The sequence below is a fragment of the Armatimonadota bacterium genome (assembly GCA_016789105.1).
Lineage (GTDB): Bacteria > Armatimonadota > Fimbriimonadia > Fimbriimonadales > Fimbriimonadaceae > UphvI-Ar2.
Genome location: JAEURN010000006.1, coordinates 320,885 through 337,083, shown reverse-complemented (window position 1 = coordinate 337,083; position 16,199 = coordinate 320,885). Strand labels below are relative to the sequence as shown.

General features: G+C 58.6%; 18 protein-coding genes. 6 read left to right on the top strand and 12 right to left on the bottom strand.

What is annotated here, in order from left to right; all coding sequences use genetic code 11:
• Window positions 1-1,311, bottom strand: a complete 1,311-nt coding sequence (mnmE, locus tag JNM28_07325) for a tRNA uridine-5-carboxymethylaminomethyl(34) synthesis GTPase MnmE (GenBank protein MBL8068244.1) — start codon at window positions 1,309-1,311, stop codon at window positions 1-3.
• Between the two features lie 33 nt (window positions 1,312-1,344).
• Here mnmE and JNM28_07320 point away from each other — a divergent pair, with 33 nt between their 5' ends.
• From JNM28_07320 to JNM28_07310, 3 genes are read left to right on the top strand one after another with little or no spacing between them, the layout of a single operon-like run.
• Window positions 1,345-1,746 carry a hypothetical protein gene (locus JNM28_07320; protein ID MBL8068243.1) on the top strand — a complete coding sequence of 134 codons (402 nt, stop codon included), beginning with the start codon at window positions 1,345-1,347 and terminating at the stop codon, window positions 1,744-1,746.
• A 29-nt stretch (window positions 1,747-1,775) separates the two neighbouring features.
• Window positions 1,776-3,359 (top strand): acyl-CoA dehydrogenase family protein, encoded by a 1,584-nt coding sequence (locus JNM28_07315; protein ID MBL8068242.1) that lies wholly within the window; start codon window positions 1,776-1,778, stop codon window positions 3,357-3,359.
• 57 nt (window positions 3,360-3,416) lie between these two features.
• Window positions 3,417-4,265: a DUF817 domain-containing protein gene (locus JNM28_07310; protein MBL8068241.1), complete on the top strand. Its 849-nt coding sequence runs from the start codon at window positions 3,417-3,419 to the stop codon at window positions 4,263-4,265.
• Here JNM28_07310 and JNM28_07305 read toward each other — a convergent pair.
• The 3 genes from JNM28_07305 to JNM28_07295 form a co-directional block, all read right to left on the bottom strand.
• Entirely contained in the window at window positions 4,262-4,966 is a 705-nt protein-coding gene (locus tag JNM28_07305) for a hypothetical protein (GenBank protein MBL8068240.1), read from the bottom strand. The genes JNM28_07310 and JNM28_07305 overlap by 4 nt on opposite strands.
• A 126-nt stretch (window positions 4,967-5,092) precedes the next feature.
• On the bottom strand, window positions 5,093-6,007 hold the full coding sequence (locus JNM28_07300) for an acetylxylan esterase (protein MBL8068239.1): 915 nt from the start codon (window positions 6,005-6,007) through the stop codon (window positions 5,093-5,095).
• Entirely contained in the window at window positions 6,007-6,258 is a 252-nt protein-coding gene (locus JNM28_07295) for an NIL domain-containing protein (GenBank protein MBL8068238.1), read from the bottom strand. The genes JNM28_07300 and JNM28_07295 overlap by 1 nt, the downstream gene beginning before the upstream one ends.
• Window positions 6,259-6,374: 116 nt before the next feature.
• Here JNM28_07295 and JNM28_07290 point away from each other — a divergent pair, with 116 nt between their 5' ends.
• The gene (locus tag JNM28_07290) at window positions 6,375-7,517 is read left to right on the top strand and encodes a 2-isopropylmalate synthase (protein MBL8068237.1); all 1,143 of its coding nucleotides are present in this window, start codon (window positions 6,375-6,377) and stop codon (window positions 7,515-7,517) included.
• A gap of 22 nt (window positions 7,518-7,539) precedes the next feature.
• Complete coding sequence (locus JNM28_07285) at window positions 7,540-7,992, top strand: DUF1801 domain-containing protein (protein MBL8068236.1); 453 nt, start codon at window positions 7,540-7,542, stop codon at window positions 7,990-7,992.
• A 188-nt stretch (window positions 7,993-8,180) separates the two neighbouring features.
• On the opposite strand, the gene JNM28_07280 is transcribed toward JNM28_07285, so the two are convergent.
• The 7 genes from JNM28_07280 to JNM28_07250 all read right to left on the bottom strand — a co-directional run bounded on the left by JNM28_07280 (window position 8,181) and on the right by JNM28_07250 (window position 14,271).
• Window positions 8,181-8,687 (bottom strand): hypothetical protein, encoded by a 507-nt coding sequence (locus tag JNM28_07280; GenBank protein MBL8068235.1) that lies wholly within the window; start codon window positions 8,685-8,687, stop codon window positions 8,181-8,183.
• A 39-nt stretch (window positions 8,688-8,726) separates the two neighbouring features.
• Window positions 8,727-9,815, bottom strand: a complete 1,089-nt coding sequence (locus JNM28_07275) for a ribonucleotide-diphosphate reductase subunit beta (GenBank protein MBL8068234.1) — start codon at window positions 9,813-9,815, stop codon at window positions 8,727-8,729.
• Window positions 9,803-10,030, bottom strand: coding sequence for a hypothetical protein (locus tag JNM28_07270; GenBank protein MBL8068233.1), 228 nt, complete (start codon window positions 10,028-10,030; stop codon window positions 9,803-9,805). The genes JNM28_07275 and JNM28_07270 overlap by 13 nt, the downstream gene beginning before the upstream one ends.
• 125 nt (window positions 10,031-10,155) lie before the next feature.
• On the bottom strand, window positions 10,156-11,565 hold the full coding sequence (gene glnA, locus JNM28_07265; GenBank protein MBL8068232.1) for a type I glutamate--ammonia ligase: 1,410 nt from the start codon (window positions 11,563-11,565) through the stop codon (window positions 10,156-10,158).
• Window positions 11,566-11,742: 177 nt separating this feature from the next.
• On the bottom strand, window positions 11,743-12,696 hold the full coding sequence (murB, locus tag JNM28_07260) for a UDP-N-acetylmuramate dehydrogenase (GenBank protein ID MBL8068231.1): 954 nt from the start codon (window positions 12,694-12,696) through the stop codon (window positions 11,743-11,745).
• Complete coding sequence (locus tag JNM28_07255) at window positions 12,689-13,246, bottom strand: hypothetical protein (protein ID MBL8068230.1); 558 nt, start codon at window positions 13,244-13,246, stop codon at window positions 12,689-12,691. The genes murB and JNM28_07255 overlap by 8 nt, the downstream gene beginning before the upstream one ends.
• Window positions 13,243-14,271, bottom strand: coding sequence for a hypothetical protein (locus JNM28_07250; protein MBL8068229.1), 1,029 nt, complete (start codon window positions 14,269-14,271; stop codon window positions 13,243-13,245). The genes JNM28_07255 and JNM28_07250 overlap by 4 nt, the downstream gene beginning before the upstream one ends.
• Before the next feature lie 99 nt (window positions 14,272-14,370).
• Between JNM28_07250 and JNM28_07245 the strand changes: the two genes are divergently transcribed.
• Window positions 14,371-15,315, top strand: a complete 945-nt coding sequence (locus tag JNM28_07245) for an SIS domain-containing protein (protein ID MBL8068228.1) — start codon at window positions 14,371-14,373, stop codon at window positions 15,313-15,315.
• Here the strand turns inward: JNM28_07245 and JNM28_07240 are convergent.
• Window positions 15,312-16,190: a serine hydrolase gene (locus JNM28_07240; protein ID MBL8068227.1), complete on the bottom strand. Its 879-nt coding sequence runs from the start codon at window positions 16,188-16,190 to the stop codon at window positions 15,312-15,314. The genes JNM28_07245 and JNM28_07240 overlap by 4 nt on opposite strands.
• Between the last annotated feature and the right edge of the window lie 9 nt (window positions 16,191-16,199).

The window sequence follows — 16,199 nt, the reverse complement described above, 5'->3', positions numbered from 1 at the left end:
TTATTTGCCGATGCAAAACTGGCTGAATATCCGCTCCAGCACATCAGCCGGGGCGGATTCGCCGGTGATTTCCCCGAGTTTTCGGAGGGCTGAACGCAGGGTGACGGCGGCCAAGTCGTCCGGGATGCTTTCACTGCGTAAAGTGGCGAGCGATTCTTGGGCAAGATCCCGTACTTCGCGCATCACGGCATAGTGCCGCTCGACAAGCGATGGCGGTTCAACGCCACTGTCGACAATCGATCTGCGGATCAGCGCGACGAGATCCGCCAAGCCGTCGCCGGTCACCGATGAGACTGGCAGGCCCCGGCCACCCGTTGCGAGGTCGGATTTGGTCGCCACGATTTCGTGCGTGCTGGCCAGGCCGCCCACATTCTCCGAATCTGCTTCTTGCCAACCGGAATCCGCATCGTACAGGTAAAGCACCAAATCCGCTTCGCGCACGGCCTGCCATGTCCGATCGATGCCCGATTGCTCGACTTCATCTTGAGAGTTTCTGAGCCCCGCAGTATCCACCAAACGGATCGGAATGCCATCCAACTCCATTTGTTCTTCAATCGTATCGCGGGTTGTCCCGGCAATCGGGTTGACAATGGCTCGGTCGGATTTGAGCAAGGCGTTCAACAGTGAACTTTTGCCGGCATTCGGCTGCCCAGCCAGGACGACGAGGGCCCCCGATTTGATCCGCCTCGCCAAATCCTCCGTCGCTAAGAACCGGTCGATATCTGAAAGGGCTTGGACCAGGGCCCCAGTCCTCTGCGCTTCGGTAAGTTCGCCAATCTCCTCGCTGAAATCTGTCGAAGCCTCAACCGTTGTGAGCGTGTGCCGCAGCGCTTCGACGACAGGGGCGAGTTCGGACGCCAAGCGGCCTTGGCGCAGCCGGTTGGCTTGGTCAAGTTGCCGGGCGGATACGGCTTCGATGGTCTCGCGGATCCCTTCAGCTTGGGCAAGGTCGATTTGACCGTTGAGGAACGCCCGGAGCGTGAACTCGCCGGGCTTTGCAGGCCTGGCCCCCGATGCGTAGCAGGATTCGAGCAATTGGGCCACGCAAACCGGGGAGCCGTGCCCACTGATTTCGGCCGTGGGCTCGCCGGTGAAGCTGGCACCCTCGGCAAACAACGTGCAAAGCCCGTCATCCCCGGTCGCGAACCTCCCGTAGTAAGCGTGTCTTGTTACTTCACCGATGAATGGGGCAACCCGCCGCGCGACACTAAAGGCGTTTGGGCCGCTGACCCGAACCACCGCCACCGCCCCCCGTCCAGGCGGCGTGATGCAGGCCGCAATGGTTTCAGCCCATCCTGTCACGCCATCCACATGCTAATTCTACTTGCCGTGTAGAATGAACCTGTGGCCAAACGAGGCGCGCTCCTCTCATTGTTGGTGTTGTTTCTGGCCGGTTGCCAATCAGCGACCGAGCCCGAATCTCCGGCGAAGTTTTCCGATGCCGACAAGCTCATCGGGAGTTACCGCTTAAAAGCGACTCCCGATGAAGTGGCCGAGTCCGGCGGGCTGGACAACCTGCCCCTCCTTGTGATCGACAAAGGATTTTTCCGCCTTGTCATCGACAAAGAAGAAAGTACCGGAGGCTGGCAACTTAAAGATGGCAAGTTGCTGTTGACCGACAAAGAGAGCAAAGAAACAAATGCCTTCTCGGTCAGTTCCGACGGGACGGAGTTGATGGAAGACAACAACGACCCGCTGGTGTTTGTGAAGGTCGGTGTACAGCCGCCGCCCAAGTCGGCCAGGTAGCGATTGCCCCGGGCCGTATAATCTGTTCCATGATGGTCTCTGGATCGACGGAGCATGGTGGCTCTTTCCTTTCCCAAACGCCGGGCTCGGCCTTTTCGCCGGAGGACTTTGGATCCGATGAGCAGTTGATGGTCCAGATGGCCGAAGACTTCAGCCGAAAGGAAGTTTTGCCCTTGGTCGAGCGGCTTGAAAAACAAGAAGATGGCCTGATGCCGTCATTGATCCGGAAGGCAGGCCAACTGGGCTTTTGCGGAATCGACGCCCCCGAAGCCTATGGGGGGTTGGGGCTCGGGAAGAACGTGGCTGCCCGGATCCTCGAGTTCCTGAGCATGGACGCCTCTTTTAGCGTCACGGTCGGCATCACGAGTGGGATATCGCTTTTCGGCCTCATCGCCTTCGGTTCCGAAGAGCAAAAGCAGAAATACCTTCCCCGGCTCACGGGTGGGGAGTGGATCGGGGCCTACGCCCTCAGCGAACCGAACTCGGGTTCGGATGCCCTCAGCATGTCCACTCGCGCCGAAGACAAAGGCGACCATTACGTTCTGAATGGCACCAAGATGTGGATCAGCAACGCCAAGTGGGCGGATTTCTTTTTGGTGATGGCCAAGATCGACGGGGAGCATGTTTCGGCATTCTTGGTCGAAAAGGGGTTCCCCGGCGTTAGCATTGCCCGCGAGGAGCACAAAATGGGCCTTAAAGGTTCTTCGACGGCGAGGTTGGTTCTCGAAAACGCCGTCGTCCCCAAAGAAAACCTGCTTTACCTACCTGGCAAAGGGCACCATGTGGCTTTCAACGCTCTGAACATTGGCCGTTTCAAACTGGGGGCAATGTCGGCTGGCCCTGCGCGCCAAGCCATGGGCCACGCCGCGGCCTATGCCTTAGACCGGAAGCAGTTTGGGCAACCGATTGCCGATTTCGGCCTTATCCGCGCCAAATTCGCCGACATGGCGGCCTTCTATTTTGCCATCGAGTCTGTCCTTTACCGCACCGGAGCAAACATCGATGCCGCGTTCGACAAAAGCGACGGCTCCCTCGACCAAAACCGGCTCGCTGCCGAAGAGTTTGCCGTCGAATGCAGCGCCTGCAAAATTTTGGCGACCGAATTGGAGGCAAAAATCGTTGACGAATGCATTCAGGTTTATGGGGGGTATGGCTTTACTGAAGAGTTCCCCGTTGCCCGGATCTACCGGGATGCGCGGGTAAGCCGGATTTACGAAGGGACGAACGAGATCAACCGGATCTTCCTAGCCGACCGGATGGTCCGCCGGGCCAATGAGGGCAAATGCTCGCTGGAGGCATCGGGTGATTCCTTCCTCAATGATCTCACGGGCAAAGCCTATAAGAGGTTTGGCAAAGACCAAGAAGTGCTCGGCGCGATTAGCGATTTGACTCTGCTGTGCTATGCCGAACAATCTGCCCGGCTCCGCGCAGCCAAAACTGGCGAACTCGGCCAGGCGGCCCACCGGAGGTTTGCCAATTGGGCCAATGCCGCTGGCGCGGCCAAATATGCCGAGCTCACCGGGGAATCTGTGGCCATCCCCGCCCCCTTCCCACAGGAATCGGGATTGCTAGCGGAAGCGGTGTACAAAGCTGGCGGCCCCTTGCGGTTTTGATCCCAGACGGCCCGGGCTCCATCCCGGATGGGAACGCCGGCCCGGCACCGTCTGTTGATGTCCTCAATGGTGGAGCGGCCGTGGCCCGCAAAGGGTGAGTGGGGCAGATTTTTGTGGCATTTCGCCCTCAATAACGCGCATGCGTGTACCTTCCCTTTTGCGCTGGTCGGGTGCCTTGCCCTCACCAAGGCTTTACCCATATTGGGCATCGCCCGATACGACCTGTTGTTCTTCCTCTGCTTGGCGATCCAGGGATTGATGGTGTGGAAGAATCTCGAAACGTGGCGGGATGCGGCTGTCGTCGGTGTCTTCCACCTTCTCGGTATCGGGCTCGAGATTTACAAAGTCAACCAAGGCAGCTGGAGCTATCCGGAACCCGGGATCCTCAAAATTGCCGGAGCCCCCCTCTATGCCGGGTTCATGCATGGCAGCGTGGCCAGTTTCATGTGTTTGGCGTGGAAGAGGTTCGGACTTCGGAGCTCGGGCTGGCCTTCGGCCTGGGTCACTTGGGGCGTGGCGGGCACCCTTTACACGTTGTTCTTCATTCCGATCGATGGCCCCAAGTATCGTCTTATCACGCTAGCCATCGTGATTTTGCTGTTTGCCAAGAGCAAAGTCCACTACACGGTAAACCGCTGCCGATATTGGATGCCGATGCCTCTCGCTTTCCTGTTGATTGGTTCGATGATCTACATCGCAGAAAACCTGGCGACGTTCTTTGGCGCGTGGATGTATCCGTACCAGTCTGGAGGTTGGCAACCGGTCCACCTCACGAAAATGGTGAGTTGGAGCCTTTTGATGACAGTCAGCCTCGTGATCGTGGCTGAATACAAACGGACGCTTGGGCTTTTGACACAAAAAAACGGGGCAACCGATGGGGGCTGCCCCGTTGAAGTGCAAGCCTAGTTCTTGAGGCGGATGATTTGGCCGGTGCCACTTGTCGGCGGCATCCCTTCTTGGAACGAGACGTTGTTGAACTGATAGGTTCCATATTGGATGGTTCCATCGGTGGTTGCCAGCCAAACCGACCCGCTGGCGCTGATGCCGTTGGGGTCATCCATTTCGGCAAAGACGTAATCGACCCGGTAGGTGTCAACCCCGTTCTTCATTTCGTGGGCAGCTAACGTCCATTTGGCTTTTGAATGCGGGAGTTGCTTTTCCTTTTCCGCTTGCCACTCTTTGGTCCAGCTGTCTCCGATCTTCACCGGTTTGTCCGGCCAGTGAAAGGCGTTCATGCGGCTGGTGCGTTCCCCACCTTGCATCTCGGCGCCAGACATGCTGACGATCTCCCCGTTGAGTTTCTGAACCATTGTGGAGGTCTGGCTCATGTCAGGGCCGCCTTGGCCACCCATGTCCATTTCTTGGCCGTTGAACATCAGCTTGAAATCGCTGATCTTGCTTTCGGTGGTGACGGTTTCGGAGTCCATCTTGGTGACCTTGCTATGGACGATAAAATTGACATCCACATCACCAGCCCCGGTAATCGCCATCGACAGTTTCATCTGCAGATTGACGGGTTCCCCGACCTTCGGCTTCCATTTGAGAGTGACCTCTTCTTGGGCGGGGGCAAACGAGAGCAGGGCAACAAGTGCGAGCGCGCCTTTCATATTGACTATTTTGACGAGGATTGAGAGATTTGGTTGCGAGTCCGGCCCAATCTTTCGAGAAAACCAGGATGTTGGACTGGCATCTTCGCTGCTCAAACAAGCCGCGGCGGCGGCTACTGCCTCAATCTACAAAAACCGGGCTTTTCCCCGCAGGAACTCATCTGCCCCTTCAATCATCCTGGGGTGCCAATCGTGGCCCCAATCAATCTCCTCTAGTTCCTTGATGCCGGGGAGGGTCTCGTAAACGGCCCGAACCTGAGCGGGTCGAACACTTGGGTCTTTCAAGCCCAATGTCACCCTGGTCGGCACTTCGCAAAACGCGGCTTGGTTAACCGTGTCGAAGTATGAAAGGGTCAATCTCACTTGCGCTTCCGCCTCAGGGCTCGAAAAGGCCACATCGGTCAATTCCTTCAGGGGGTAACGAAAGTATTTGGCATCAAGGATCCACGGAACCCCCGCCAAAAACGGCTCGTCGGCCACAACCGCGCGGATCCAGGGCACCCACGCCCCCATCCAGATGGCGATCCCACCGCCCTGGCTCATGCCCATTGCGGCAACCCGGTTCGGATCAACCCTCTCCAATTGCCGGAAGATGCGGCCGACAACGACCGCATCCTGGAACATCCGGCGGAAGATCCATGTGTCCCGGCTCTGCACACCTTCGGCCATGTATCCCCGCTCGACCCGGTACTCCTCGCGGTGGAAAGCGGTCTCGCCGTGGAAATTGAAACTGATACTCGCCATGCCGGCCCGAACCCCATAACGGTTGGGGAGCATGGACCACCGCGAATAAGGCGCGAGCCACAAAAATCCCGGTGCCAGGTCTGCAAGGTGCGGGCGGGCCACCCATCCGTGGCGGATCTGGCCATCGACCCCACGAAAGTTGAAAACCTCGACCGTGTGAGATTCGAGCAAGAATTCGGACTGGGAAGATAACTCGAACTGGAGCGGGGCCTCATCTGCTTCACGAACCGCCTCCGACCAAAAGTCCTCAAACCAAGGCGGGACGTAGGGGCGCAAGAGGTCCGATTCGTACCCCATCAGGCTGTCGGGGTGGCGCCGACCGACCGCTGTTCAGCATCGACATGCAGTCCGGTAGTCATCAACCAGGTGATGGCCCGCTGCACTTCCTCGATCGGGCCTTCCAGCCTGACCTGCATCCATCCAAAGTCGGCATCGATGTTGGCTTTGGTGATGGTGGCCCGGATATCGAAATCCCGGCAGAGTCGGCACATCCAAGGCTCGCCGACTTGGTTGTCGCGCGCAGTCAGGTTTACATCGATGGCCGTCATAGATCCGTAATTTACCTTGAGCGGGATTAGGCCCGGTTGGGCATACATTTCTCGGGGAATTGTGAGTACCCTTAGTCCATCGGGCCGGATATTCCGCCGGCATCCCAAGGCTGACCATGAACCAAGTCCATGTCTTTGACACCACGTTGCGCGACGGCGAGCAATCGCCGGGGGTGCGCCTCAACATGGATCAAAAGCTGGAAATCGGCCACGCGTTGGTGGATCTCGGGGTCAACATCATCGAGGCGGGTTTCCCGATCTCGTCTCCCGGGGATTTTGAAAGCGTGCAGACATTGGCGACCGAGCTAAAAGGGGTCACGGTGTGCGGCCTGACCCGCGCCGTCAGCAAGGACATCGAGTGTGCGGCCGAAGCGCTTAAGCCAGCGGAGCGCCCCCGGATCCACACCGGGCTGGGAGTCAGCGATAACCACCTCCAACACAAACTGAAAATGACGGAAGACCAAGCCCTTGAAAAGGGAGTTGCCGCCGTGAAACTCGCCCGGCAGTTTGTGGACGATGTCGAATACTTCATGGAAGATTCGGGCCGGGCCCGGCGCGAGTACATCTACCGAGTGGTCGAAAGCGTGATCGCCGCCGGGGCGACCGTCATCAACGTCCCCGACACCACCGGCTACACCACGCCAGATGAGTATCAAAGCCTATTTGCCGACATCATCAGCAACGTGCCCAACAGCGACAAAGCCATTTTCAGCTGCCATTGCCACAACGACTTGGGTATGGCCACCGCTAACACTTTGGGCGGGGTCATGGGCGGGGCGCGGCAAGTGGAAGTCACTGTCAATGGTATTGGGGAGCGAGCTGGCAACACCTCTCTTGAGGAGGTCGTGATGGCCCTGCGCATCCGCAAAGACAAATTTGGCCTGGAGACGTCCGTCCATACCGAAAAACTCCTTGCTGTTTCAAAATTGGTCAGTGCCCGCACCGGCATGCTCGTGCAACGTAACAAAGCGGTGGTTGGGGCCAACGCCTATGCCCACAGCAGCGGGATTCACCAAGACGGAGTGCTGAAAGAAAGGTCCACCTACGAGATCATCGACCCCCACCTTGTCGGGGCTGAGAAAAGTGAGATTATCCTGACGGCCCGTTCGGGCCGGCATGGGTTAAAGCACCGCCTCTCAGAACTGGGGTTCAGCTTCCCTGAAGCCCGTTTTGAGGAACTGTACACGTACTTCTTGGAAATGGCGGACACAAAAACCGAAGTCGGCGACGACGACTTGTACGAACTCGTCAAACGTTAGTTGCGGCGGCATACGGATGTCAATGGAACGCCTTGAGCCCGCGGAATATCTGTCGTTCCTTTCTCCCTATCCCGAAGCGACCCAAACGTTGCACCGGGCGCTGCGCTTGCGGATGCGGGAAATCCTCCCGCCGTGCAACGAATTCATCTACGATGCCACCCAAGCGGTGACGACCGGCTTCGGATTCACCCAAAAACCCTTGGAGCACTTCATCCACCTGCCGGTCTACACTAACTACGTGAATCTGGGGTTCAACCACGGGGCCGCGCTCGATGACCCCGAAGGCCGGTTGCAAGGAAATGGTGCACGGGTCCGGCATATCCGGCTGACTTCTAGCGAGCAACTGGACGACGAGTACATCCGGGGGCTGATCGACCAAGCGGTGGCCCAGGCGATTCGGTCCGACGATCCGCCGGAGAACCTGATCAAGGTTATTGTGATGAAAGGGCCGAAGCGACGGCCCATGGCCGGATGAAGCTTGCCGGCGTGCCGAGCTGCCGATGCGGAGTGCCTTGATCGGGGGCTGGTGGAGACTAGCCGAACGTGGTGCGTTGCGGCAACCCCTCCCCACCCTCCCCAGACTTGGGGAGGGAGAGTTTCCCCCGCAACGTGACGTTGCGGCAACCCCTCCCCACCCTCCCCAGACTTGGGGAGGGAGATTGGTCACTCCGGCGCGTCGGGCACGAACAATGTGTCCCACTCCGCCGGGTCTTCGCACAACTCCGCATCCACCGGCGAAGCCAATATCTTGTCCCACGTATCCCCGAACTCTGCCTCGTCACGGATGATGCGGTCGTAGCTCTCGCCCGAAAACGGCGGCCACCGTTCCCCGCTCCTTTTGATGATCGCCGCTCCGGCCTGGCGTTTGGCTTTTTCCAGAACGTCGCTGAGTTCGTACGGCTCCCCGTCCGGCCCGGGGTTGACGGTGAAGCACATTTCGGTTTTCTCGGGCAGCACGCACAGGATCAGGTAATCGAACTTGCGCCGCTGCGCCCGCATCAGCTTGATGTAGAGCACCGTGCGCTCGGGGTCGGTGAGTTCGCGCTTGTGCCGGAACGTGGCGTAGTACCGCACGTCGTCGGCCCGCCAATGCGGCAACCTCCCCCGCCAGATGTTGAAGTTCTGCCACTTAGCCATGTCAAGTTTGGCCAGCTCTCGCAGTGTGGCCATCCGCATCTCCCTGACCAGAATTGGGGAGGGAGGGCAAATTTACAACTCGTCGTCATCTACGGCGGAGAGAGCCGAAGACTTCTGGTACTCCGTGACCCGCCCTTCAAAGAAGTTCTGCTCCTTCTTCATGTCCATCAGCTCGGCGAGCCATGGCAGGGGGTTGGTGACGCCGGGGTTTAGTTCCGGCAACCCGCATCCTTCCAGTCGGCGGTCGGCGATGTAGTCGATGTACTGCATGAACTCTTCGGCAGAAAGCCCGACCCCCGCCACCGGCAGGCAGTCCCGGATGAATTCCTTTTCAAGTGAAACGGCCTCGCGCATCGTGTCCACTAGCTCGAGTTTGAAACTTTCGGTCCACATGTCGGGGTTCTCGTCAACGAGTTCCATCAGGAGCTGGCGGAACAGTTCGATATGGTTGCTTTCGTCGCGCAAGGTGTAGCGGAACATCTGCCCGATGCCCGGGAACTTGCCTTGGCGGTATAGGCTCAGCACCATGCCGAATAGGCCGTAGAACTGCGTCCCTTCCATGCATTGACCAAACAGAAAGATGTTCTTGGCCAGTTTTTGCTTGTTGCGCGTGTCGCTCAGGTCTACACCCCGCCGCATATCGTAGCTGTTGCTGGTCACAAACTCGTTTTTGCGCTTAATCGTGGGCACGTCTTCAAACATCGCCTCGCATTCGTGGGGGTTGATCCCCAGGCTTGAGATCATGTAGAGCAGGCTGTCGGCGTGGATGTTCTCTTCGTGGGCGTGCCGGCCCAAGACCAATTTGAGTTCCGAGGCGGTGACGGCTTCTCGCACGACATGGAGGATATTGTCGCCGACGATGCCTTCGGCGGCGCTAAAGTAACCGATGGCCATCCGGATGATCCAGCGGTCGACTTCGCTGAGCGCGGTGTCGCTGCGCCATTGCTCGATGTCTTTTTGCATAGGGATGTCCTCTGGCTCCCAATGGTTGGCCTTCATGGTCCGGTAAAGCGTGTAAGCCCAGGTGTATTTGAGCGGGAGGAGGTTGAAAGTCATCGTCTCCCGGCCGTTGATGACGGCCTTACCGGCCTGCGCTGCTTCCGCCTTTTCGCGGTCAAGCACAAAATTCCTTTCGCCGATCTTGATCGTTATGGTGTCCATTCGTTCTTTTGTCCGAGATGAGTGCGCCATTGAGGGATGCATAGACGCCCGTCTGGTTCTACCACGCGGCAACAGCCAAAATCGGCACCTTCCGGAAATTTTCCCATTGGAGTTGCGCGGCGCGCCAGAACCGGAAAACAGGTTACAGCATCCGGTTGCAAAAACAGGCCCGACGCGGCACCGGAAGGCATCAAACCGATGCGGATGTTTTCCACCGACGGATTTATGAACCGGGGATCCTACTTTCCTAGAGGTAGCGGATTTTGCATGTGGGCAAAACAAAAAAAAGCCCCCCCCCACCGCCGCGTTTGGCAATCGGGGAGGGCCTTGGAGCCTTTCGTCAGCAATCGTTGTACAGGAAGAACTCCATGGGGTGCGGGCGCAAGGCCAACGCATCGCATTCGTGCAACAACTTGAACTCGATATAAGTCTCGATCAGGTCGGTTGTGAACACATCGCCCCGGGTCAGGAACTCATGGTCGGCGCGCAACGCTTCCAACACTGAGCGCAGGTCGCCGGGGGTTTGCTGGATGTCTTTGCGCTCTTCGGGCGGAAGTTCGTAAAGGTCCTTGTCGATCGGGGCGGGCGGCTCGATCTTGTTCTGGATCCCGTCAAGCCCGGCCATCAGCATCGCGGTGAAGGCAAAGTACGGGTTTGCGCTTGGGTCTGGGGCCCGGAATTCGATTCGTTTGGCTTTGGGTGAGCTACCGGCCATCGGGATGCGGATGCAGGCGGAACGGTTGCGGGCCGAATAAACGAGGTTGATCGGTGCTTCGTAGCCCGGCACCAAGCGGCGGTAGCTGTTCGTGCTGGGGTTGGTGAAAGCGAGCAAGGCCGGGGCATGCTTCAAGATTCCGCCGATGTACCAGCGGGCATTGTCGCTGAGCCCGGCATAGCCGTTGGGGTCATAGAAGGTGTTCTCCCCGTCCTTCCACAGGGATTGGTGGACGTGCATGCCGCTGCCATTGTCGCCGAACAAGGGCTTGGGCATGAACGTGGCGGCGCATCCATATTGCGCGGCAACATTCTTGACCACGTACTTGTACTTCATGATCTTGTCGGCAACGACCAACAGTTCATCGAACCGGATGTCGATTTCGCACTGCCCGGCACCACCGACCTCGTGGTGATGGATTTCGGTTTGGATCCCGACTTCTTCCAGGGTGAGGATCATGTTGCTGCGCATGTCGTGGAGCTTGTCGGCCGGAGCGCAGGGGAAATATCCGCCCTTGGTGCGCATGGTGTATCCAGTGGCATCGGCCATGCCGCTGTTCCAGCTGGCTTCCATGCTGTCGATTTCGTAAAACGACTTGTTGGGGCTGACCTCGTAAGACATCTTGTCGAAGACAAAGAATTCGGCTTCTGGCCCAAAGAACGCGGTGTCGGCAATCCCGGTGGACTTGAGGTACTCCATGCCTTTGCGGGCTGTGTAGCGTGGATCGCGGGAGTAGGGCTCGTGGGTGATCGGGTCTTCGATGTCGCAGATGATCACCGCGGTCGAATGCTCCATAAACGGATCCATGAACAAGGTGCTGGCATCCGGCCGCAACCACATATCGGATTCATTGATGGCCTTGAAACCCCGGATGCTCGATCCGTCGAACGCGACCCCCTCCGCCAGCCACTCTTCATCGACGGCGTGGCTGGGCACCGTGAAGTGGTGCCACATGCCGAAAGGGTCGGTAAACCGGATGTCTACGAACTGTGCTTCGTTCGTTTCAAGAAATTCAAGTGCTTCGCTTGCCGTCATGATGGAATCCCGGGCAGAAGGCTGACTTGAAAGACAATAGCCCCCTGAGTTTCGCTCGGGGGGCCACATTGCACCGCATCAGCGTCTTCGCCTTACGGAATTCCATTATACCCGCAATTCCACGGTGTGGTCGACGGTCATGGCTTTGAGTTGTCCACAGGGTGGTGGCTGCCGGCGTTAGTGAGCGAGGAGACCCGTGGCTTCCCAACCGTCCCAGTCTCCGATGTAGAGTGCCTCCTCTTCCAGATTCGCCCCAAATTGTTTGCGCACCTGGCTGGCCGCATATTCTGCCAACCTCCGAATTTCGCTGGCCGACGCCCCGCCCACATTGAGGATGAAATTGGCGTGCCGGCTGCCGATCATCGCCCCGCCAAACCTTTTCCCTTTCAAACCGCACTCTTGGATGAGGAATCCTGCGGGCACCACTCCAGAAGCGACCATCCCCTCGGTCAGCCCGGGTATCCGCTTTGCCAGTTCGGCATCGACGACGTTCTTGAAGAAACTCCCGGCGCTGGCCGGGGGTGGCTGCTTGGAAATCCTTTGCCGCTGGTATTCACGCGCATCGTCGTAGATTTGTTTGGGCGCACGGGGGTTTAACTGGAACCTGACCCCAAGCAGTGTGATGGCGGGCGGGTTTTCGCGCCGCAATACGGAGTCTCGGTAGCTGAACTCCATAAAGGATGCGTCGAGCCAGCGCCGCTCTCCCTCCCACCAGACCTCGATGGCCTGCAGGTGGGTGCTAACTTCGTTCCTATAGGCACCGGCGTTGCTCACCAATGCTCCTCCGACCGAACCTGGGATTCCGACGGCGAATTCAAATCCGCCCAGCCCTGATTGGGCGGTCCTGAGGAACAAGTCCTGGAAACCGGCCCCGCAGTCGGCTTCGACGATACCGCCCGCTTTGATATCGATCCGCCTTGCCCGGTTGATGGTCACAAGTCCCTCGACACCTCGGTCGGAGGGCAAAACGTTGCTTCCCCAGCCGAGGATCTGGTGCGGCCACCCGTTCTCGGCGGCAACCTGGGAAACCAGGGCTAGGTCTTCTCGATTGCGCGCGATTCCAAGGCGCCTGGCGGCGCCTCCCGCTTTCAAAGTCGTGTAAAGAGCTAGCGGCACGTTCTCTTCAAACATCCCGACGCCCCCCGAAAGTCTCGCCCATGATGTGGCTCTGCTTGGCCACGCTGATTGCCGGTGGGGCGCAGTAGAGCGGGACGCAAGAAACGGGTGCCACCTCTCGGATCGCGGAGGGCCATGTCTGCAGAAGGCTTTTGAATTCGGGTTCTCCGGCAATCAACAATCCGTCCACGGCATGTGCTTCGTCCAAGGTCATAGAAATCGGTGTGCGACCAGGAAGACGGGCAAAGACTTCCCCCTTTTTTGAAGGGACGGCCACCGGGCCCTCGCTGATTAAGTCGAAAACCGTGGTCTGAAAGAGGGGGATCAACGCCATGTGGGCCCATGTCTTGGCCATGGCAACGCCGACCCTCACCCCCGTGAAGCTGCCCGGCCCGACATCCACAAGGATTTGGCTGTAGCCTGAGATCCCGAGTTCTTCAACCAAGCCAAGCACGGCGGCTGAGGCCGCCCGTTTGCCTTCACGGATCCCACGACAGGCGAGCACGCCCCCATCGAACAGCGCGACGGTCACATAAGGCCCGGAAGTGGATATTGCCAGCGTCATTCGGCAGCGATCGCCGTCAGGTAGAGCAACTCGAGGAGGCGGTCCTTGGCATCTTTGTAGGCCGATTCAGTCCCCGTCCAACTGTAGGTGAAATAGAACCCCGCCGACGAACCATAGGCCACCCACTGAACCTCCTCTTCCCCGTTGGCAATCCCTTTTCGTTCCAGGTAGGTGCCTTTGAATCCGCTGGAAAACCACTTGACTTCCGGTTCCGTCCGGCTGGTCACCCGGTCTAGTCGAGAGAGCCCCTGGCCACAGACCTTGAGCCAGGCGGATCCTGCAGCTTTCGCATCCCCCAAGCCATTCCCAAACGCCACTTCCACCGAGCCGTTCGATACTTTCGAATCTCCAAGTTGCCACCCGTTGGGTAGGTAAAGGAATGTGCCCCGTTGCTCATCAAGCCTAACCCGGAACGGTCCCCGCACCGCTTTTTTGGGCGGGCCGTTTTGTGGCCGCAACACCTGCACGCTCCCAGATCCTGCCGTGTTATTGCCGGATGTCTGGTTGTTGTTCGATCCGTTGGGATCGACTGGCAGGGTTTCGCCCGGGAGTTTGCCCGAAACCGAATCAGCCGTGAGGAGGACAGCCGACCACTGCTTTTCCGCTTCTTCGGCAACGCCTTCTGGGGAATACAGCCGGTACATGAACTTTTGGGGGCGGACGCTCATCAACAGGCCGGTGACGGTGATTTCTGCTTCGGATTTGGACGTATCCCGCACCCGGGTGAGAATCACCGGCACCCCAAGGAGTTCCTCTTCCCATTGCCGGAGAACCGTCCGGTTGTTATTGGTGTTGATCTCCCGCATCACGTCCTGCCAGTGGGCCGGCGGAAAATTCATCTCAATGCCGGTCAGTTCGATGCGGACGGTTTTGCCGCTGATTTCGAACTTCAACTCGTCGACATACTTGTCCCGCCGCAACGCCCATGCCGAGGGGTATTTCAATTTGATATCGGTTGTCGGATTTGTCCACTCTTTCGTGGATGCCTGTGCCATCAGCACCGCTGCGACGGCTGGGAGGATCATCATTGTAGTTTCCAGACGGCCGACTTCGTCCCGCCGCTTCCCTGGCGGCCCCAAACGACCGATGGTTGAACCTACCCGAAGCCAGGTACCCTGCGGGCTATGGCCCTAGGCGAGTGGATGGAAAGGGAGGTCTGCGAGCAACCGGACTTGTTGGCCCGCCAAAGCGATCGGTACTTTACTGAGCTCTCCGCGGCTTTTTCTGGCAAATCGTATGACTTAGTTGTTTTGACCGCCCGGGGTTCCAGCGACAATGCCGCGCTCTACCTGCGCTACTTAGTCGAGATCCATCTCGGGATCCCGGTCTCTCTGGCCGCACCTTCGGTCATTACCCAGCACAAGACCGCGATGCGGTATCCAAAGTCGTTGTTTGTCGGGATCAGCCAAAGTGGGGCCGCCCCGGATGTCAGCGAGGTCTTGGCGTATGCGCGCGGACTGGGCCACGACACGCTGGGCATCACCAATACCGCCGATAGCCGCCTCACCGAAGCAGCTAGCCGCAGTTTGATTCTGGAGGCAGGCCCCGAACGCAGCATCGCCGCGACAAAGACCTATTCGGCATCCTTGTTGGCGTCAGCCCAATTGGTCCGTGCCCTCGGCGGCAACCTCGGCGAGCCGGTGCTCCCCGACCGCAGTTGGCTGGAGTCGAGCCGTGAAGCTGCAGAATCGGCTTCCGGACATATCGTCCGGTGTAGCCCGGTGTTCTCGCTCGGCCGGGGCTACAGCTATTGCACTGCTGTTGAAACAGCCCTCAAGTTGATGGAATGTGCCCTGATCCCCTGCAAAAGCTATAGCATTGCGGATTTCCACCATGGACCCAAGGCGTTGGCCGGGCCGAACACGGCCTGCGTGTTGTTCGGTGAAGTGCCAGTCGACTTGCGGGCGACCGGCGCAACGGTCGTTGAAGCTCCACAGGCCGATTTTGGGCCATGGTCGCCGCTTTGGACGATCTTTTTTGGGCAGTGGCTGGCGTTGTTAGCGTCCCGGGCCAGGGGAATCGATCCGGATACGGCCCAAAACCTGAGCAAAGTGACCGAAACCCTTTAGCCAGAGGTCTCTCCACTTGACTCGGCCTTGGCATAGCCGAGACCCTGGAATAAATGTCCGGCGATGGCTCCGACCAATCCGAGGTTCGACCCATGTTTGGTCAGGATCGCGATTGCGAATTCCCTGCCGTCTGGCAGAACGACCCAGGCCGCATCATGCCGGGTGTCCGATGTCCAACCGGCTTTTGAATATAGTATTGCCGCACGCGGAATGGCCTTGCCGATGAACCCAGAGGCCTGGGCATCGGCGGCATCCGGTTCGTCTTGCGGATTGGCCCGGCGCAACAATCCCTGCATCCAGGACACCGAATCGCCGCTCCAATGCGTTCCCAAGGCGATCTCGGCCATCAGTCGGCAAACTGCAGACGCCGTGACCCGGTTCCGGTTGGACATGTCTTTACCCAGCAATTGGGATTCCCGGCCATAGGGCCCTTCGTTGAAGGTTCGGTTGACGGCGTTCACGCCTTGGTAACCCAAGCCCGAGAAAAACCGGTTGACAGCCCCTCTTTGTTCAATGAACCTGGCAAGGTCAGCCGGGCCAAGTTCAGGACCCGGCGTCGTGCCGCAGACCAAATCGACAATGTAGCCGGTTGCATCATTATTGGAATCCTTGACCATATCCCGCGAAGCCCGGTTGAGTTCAGGCGACATGGCCAGGCTTCCGGAGTCGAGCAAATGGGCTGCAAACGCCAAGTAGAACACCTTGACGACGCTGGCCGGATAGATTGGCGCATCCAAACCAACCCCGCCCAACTGGAACTCCCGGGCGGTGCGATCCAGCCGGACAACGGCGATATGGACAGATTCCGCCGAGATGCCTTCATCTGGGAACACGATCTGGGCAAACTCCAACGCATCGGAGCAGATCTGTGTCATTCCGATGTC

What these genes read in the sequence shown, in the direction of transcription:
- JNM28_07315 (MBL8068242.1), top strand. Translation starts at nt 1,776, where the DNA reads ATGATGGTCTCTGGATCGACGGAGCATGGTGGCTCTTTCCTTTCCCAA.
- JNM28_07310 (MBL8068241.1), top strand. Translation starts at nt 3,417, where the DNA reads ATGTCCTCAATGGTGGAGCGGCCGTGGCCCGCAAAGGGTGAGTGGGGC.
- JNM28_07305 (MBL8068240.1), bottom strand. Translation starts at nt 4,966, where the DNA reads ATGAAAGGCGCGCTCGCACTTGTTGCCCTGCTCTCGTTTGCCCCCGCC.
- JNM28_07300 (MBL8068239.1), bottom strand. Translation starts at nt 6,007, where the DNA reads ATGGGGTACGAATCGGACCTCTTGCGCCCCTACGTCCCGCCTTGGTTT.
- JNM28_07295 (MBL8068238.1), bottom strand. Translation starts at nt 6,258, where the DNA reads ATGACGGCCATCGATGTAAACCTGACTGCGCGCGACAACCAAGTCGGC.
- JNM28_07290 (MBL8068237.1), top strand. Translation starts at nt 6,375, where the DNA reads ATGAACCAAGTCCATGTCTTTGACACCACGTTGCGCGACGGCGAGCAA.
- JNM28_07285 (MBL8068236.1), top strand. Translation starts at nt 7,540, where the DNA reads ATGGAACGCCTTGAGCCCGCGGAATATCTGTCGTTCCTTTCTCCCTAT.
- JNM28_07280 (MBL8068235.1), bottom strand. Translation starts at nt 8,687, where the DNA reads ATGGCCACACTGCGAGAGCTGGCCAAACTTGACATGGCTAAGTGGCAG.
- JNM28_07275 (MBL8068234.1), bottom strand. Translation starts at nt 9,815, where the DNA reads ATGGACACCATAACGATCAAGATCGGCGAAAGGAATTTTGTGCTTGAC.
- glnA (MBL8068232.1), bottom strand. Translation starts at nt 11,565, where the DNA reads ATGACGGCAAGCGAAGCACTTGAATTTCTTGAAACGAACGAAGCACAG.
- murB (MBL8068231.1), bottom strand. Translation starts at nt 12,696, where the DNA reads ATGTTTGAAGAGAACGTGCCGCTAGCTCTTTACACGACTTTGAAAGCG.
- JNM28_07255 (MBL8068230.1), bottom strand. Translation starts at nt 13,246, where the DNA reads ATGACGCTGGCAATATCCACTTCCGGGCCTTATGTGACCGTCGCGCTG.
- JNM28_07250 (MBL8068229.1), bottom strand. Translation starts at nt 14,271, where the DNA reads ATGATCCTCCCAGCCGTCGCAGCGGTGCTGATGGCACAGGCATCCACG.
- JNM28_07245 (MBL8068228.1), top strand. Translation starts at nt 14,371, where the DNA reads ATGGCCCTAGGCGAGTGGATGGAAAGGGAGGTCTGCGAGCAACCGGAC.
- JNM28_07240 (MBL8068227.1), bottom strand. Translation starts at nt 16,190, where the DNA reads ATGACACAGATCTGCTCCGATGCGTTGGAGTTTGCCCAGATCGTGTTC.